The sequence below is a fragment of the Butyricicoccus sp. genome (assembly GCF_050872565.1).
In the GTDB taxonomy this organism is placed as follows: Bacteria; Bacillota; Clostridia; order Oscillospirales; family Butyricicoccaceae; genus Butyricicoccus_A.
Genome location: NZ_JBNMHC010000249.1, coordinates 1 through 3,375 on the forward strand (window position 1 = coordinate 1; position 3,375 = coordinate 3,375).

General features: G+C 54.1%; 5 protein-coding genes. 3 read left to right on the top strand and 2 right to left on the bottom strand.

What is annotated here, in order from left to right; translation table 11 throughout:
- From ACR0P9_RS09505 to ACR0P9_RS09515, 3 genes are all read left to right on the top strand, one after another.
- Positions 1 to 954 (top strand): RsmF rRNA methyltransferase first C-terminal domain-containing protein (locus ACR0P9_RS09505; protein ID WP_432619556.1); only part of this gene is annotated, 954 nt, incomplete at its 5' end.
- 21 nt (positions 955 to 975) lie between these two features.
- Complete coding sequence (locus ACR0P9_RS09510) at positions 976 to 1,392, top strand: hypothetical protein (protein ID WP_432619558.1); 417 nt, start codon at positions 976 to 978, stop codon at positions 1,390 to 1,392.
- Positions 1,376 to 1,690, top strand: a complete 315-nt coding sequence (locus ACR0P9_RS09515; protein ID WP_432619560.1) for a hypothetical protein — start codon at positions 1,376 to 1,378, stop codon at positions 1,688 to 1,690. Before ACR0P9_RS09510 ends, ACR0P9_RS09515 begins: the two co-directional genes overlap by 17 nt.
- Before the next feature lie 19 nt (positions 1,691 to 1,709).
- Here ACR0P9_RS09515 and ACR0P9_RS09520 read toward each other — a convergent pair whose 3' ends face one another.
- Together ACR0P9_RS09520 and ACR0P9_RS09525 are read right to left on the bottom strand one after the other, a co-directional pair.
- On the bottom strand, positions 1,710 to 3,134 hold the full coding sequence (locus tag ACR0P9_RS09520) for a glycosyltransferase family 39 protein (RefSeq protein WP_432619562.1): 1,425 nt from the start codon (positions 3,132 to 3,134) through the stop codon (positions 1,710 to 1,712).
- 15 nt (positions 3,135 to 3,149) lie between these two features.
- On the bottom strand, positions 3,150 to 3,375 hold a 226-nt coding region (locus ACR0P9_RS09525), incomplete at its 5' end, for a GtrA family protein (protein ID WP_432619564.1).

The window sequence follows — 3,375 nt, forward strand, 5'->3', positions numbered from 1 at the left end:
CAGAGCATCGAGCGCATGGGCGTGCAAAACTGCATCGTGTGCAATGAGACACCGGACAGACTGGCGCAGCGGTTTCCAGCGTTTTTTGACTGCATTGTTGTCGATGCGCCGTGCTCCGGCGAGGGCATGTTCCGCAAAGACGACAATCCGGCACAGAGCGAATGGACATCGGAGCTTCCGGCGTTTTGCGCGGCGCGTCAGGCGGAAATCTTAGACCGTGCGGCAGAGATGCTGGCGGGCGGCGGCAGATTGATTTACTCGACCTGCACATTTGCACCGGAGGAAGATGAAGGCACGCTGTCCCGTTTCTTGGAGCGGCATCCGGAATTTACGATGCAGCAGGTACCGACACCGGAGAAATTGAGTCCGGCACATCCGGAATGGGCAGAAAACGGCCATCCGGACACGCGCTATGCGTTCCGTCTGTGGCCGCACAAGCTGGACGGCGAAGGCCATTTTGCGGCGGTTCTGCACAAAACAGCAGGAGACAGATGCGATGCCCCGCGTCTGCATGAAAAATACAGCAAAAAAGAGCAGGAACAGCTGCGTGATGCCGAGAAACTGCTTTCTGAGTTGGTGCGCCGACTGCCGGAGGGACAGCTGGTACTGCGCAAAGAGAAGCTGTGGCTGCTGCCGGAGGCGTGCCAGCTGGATATGTCCGGACTGAAGGTCAAGCGCATGGGTATCGAAGTCGGTACGCTCAAAAAGAATCGGCTGGAGCCAGCCCATGCACTGGCTCACGCGCTGGCTCCGGAAGATTTTGTTCAAGTGTGCGATCTCCGCGCGGCGGACGGTTCCGCAGAGGCGTATCTGCGCGGCGAGACCTTCCCGTATGACGGACAAAAGGGCTGGACAGCCGTTGCGGCGGATGGATTTGTCATGGGCTGGGGCAAGTGTGCCGGAAGCATCATGAAAAATCACTATCCCAAGGGATTGCGCTGGGTCGGAAAATAACAGAAAAGAGGACGATAGATAATGAATTCATCTGCACAGGCATTTATTGAGCGCTTACAGCGCGGAGACATTCGCTATATGGAAGATGCCCAGCCGGACGGCAGCCATTATGTGGCGGTTGAAGTCGCTGGCAAGAGCGGCAAGCTGTTTAATATTGCCATGGTATTTTCCGCGGACGGCTCGGAATTCGGTATGCGCTGCTATAAGCTGGGACAAGTGCCGACCGAGCGCGTGCGCCCGATGCTCAAGGTACTCAATCAGCTCAACGGAGATTTTGCATGGGTGCGCTTTTTTATCGACAACGAGCAGGAAGTCGCTGCAGCACTGGATGCGATTATCACACCGGCATCTGCGCCGCGGGTGTGCTGGGAGATGCTCGTCCGGATGTTCAGCGTGCTGGATGAGGCACAGGAGAAGATCCATGACGTACTCAAATGAACCGATAGCTGTAGAAAACCAGCAGTTTCAGCCGCTGCTGCATTTGCTGTACGTGGAAGAACCGGATTTTGGCTGTGAGGGCGTGCCGGAGACCGGCGCGGTCTGCGGCAGCATTGTCGCGGAAGATGACACCGGACGCCGCACAATTCCCATCGAAGAGCAGCTGCTGTTTGCCAGCCGATTGGATGACAACACGTGGATTGGCACGGTACAGGGAAACCTGATGCTGTTGGACGCAAAAAAACATCTGCTGCCGCTCAATGAAGCGGAGCAGATGTGGTGGAAATCCGTAAGATAAGACGAAAGTTCGACTGTTTTTATGCGGTCGGACTTTCTTTTTTTCGCATGACCGCGTGAATGCCTACCGCTGTCACCATGTACAAAAAGATCTGCGGGAGATACGCGTAGCGCGGCTGGACCTCGATGAGCAGGAAGACACAGAAAAATGCCATCAGCGTCATATAGGGAAGAATCATGTCAAACGTGACAGAGGCATCTTTTCGGCGCAGATGGGAACCGGCACCTAAGAAGGCAAAAAACAGCGCACAGAAGAATATGGTACGATCCAGCTTGATGGCGAAATCATAGACTTTGATGCCGTTGAAACCGTGCCATGTCGCGCCGTTCTGATTGAGAAAACCGAGAGAAACCCCCAATCCCTGATTGCACCAGAGATTTTGAATTTTTGCCAGCATGAGCGAGAAAAATTCCAACGGAGAACAGAATATTCGGTCGTGAATGACCTGCTTTTCTGTTTCCAGTGCCTGAGCAAGCACATCGGCAGACGTGCCGGTGTAATGATATTTTCCAAATCGATCCATGTCAGCATAGGAATACATGCCGCCGGTCTCGTGATTGAAACCGAGAATAAACTTCCATTCCGGCCAGTTATTCGTCAGACCGTACTGGTTGATGCCAGAGGCGGCAATTGCCCAAGAAGCTGCCGCATTGCAGAGAACATAGACGATAACGGTGATGAAAATGCCGAGCAGCATGTTTTTGTTGTCGCGCAGAGACCGGCGGGTGAGCAGCAAAAACGCGGCTGTGCCGAGCAGTCCGGCGAGAATCACGATGCCCTCTGGACGCATGATGTTGCCAAACGCCAGACAGATACCGGCGAGCAGCGCGCGCCGGACGGAAAAAGCATGGTCTCCGCCGCTCGTGAGAATATAGATACCGAGCAGAAGAAAGAATGCAGATACATGCTGGTTGGTCAGAGAACACAGCATGAGTGTCGGAAACAGCGTTACCAGATATAAGAGGGCTGCCGCCTGTGCGGCGCGCTCCTCGACAAATCGGCGGGCAAACAGATAAATCAGCACATTGATGCCGGAAAGCATGAGCGCATGGATGAGCTTAATCGCCGCCATACTGCCTGTGAGGCGCAGAATTGCCGCCTCCCACAGGACAAACCCAGTTTGATACGCCCAGCAGTAAAAATAGTACAGTCCGTTTTGAAAGCTGAAATCACCGACAGCTGCCTGCTGTGCCGCCTGATACATCGTGGCAAAATCCATTTCCAGCGGTGTCTGCACGGCAAAGATGGCGATCACATGCACGATAGTACTTAGAACGAATAAAACCGGCAAAAAATGCGGAATTTTGCATTTGTATGGGATGAAAATCGCCAGAGCAGCGAGGACAATGCCTAAGCCAAAGCCATTGCTTATGGACATCAGACCAAAAGCGGCGACAACACAGGCAAAAAACAGCTTGCGCAGACCGGTGCCGAAACGTGTCATGCGGGAACCTCCTTGTTATTTGGTTTCTCGAAAGGCAAAAAAGCGCTGGCCGATATAATTAAATCCGGTGAACAGAACCATGCCGGCGAACATCGAGCAGTTGTCGCGCAGGGAAACCGATGCGCCGGACAACAGCCAGCCGACTGCCGGTTTGGCGATGCCGTAGGCGAGCAGATAGCACACGGCAATGTTGAGCGCAAAACGCAGCGCAGTAGAACCGACGCCGTCTTTGTTGCCAAAG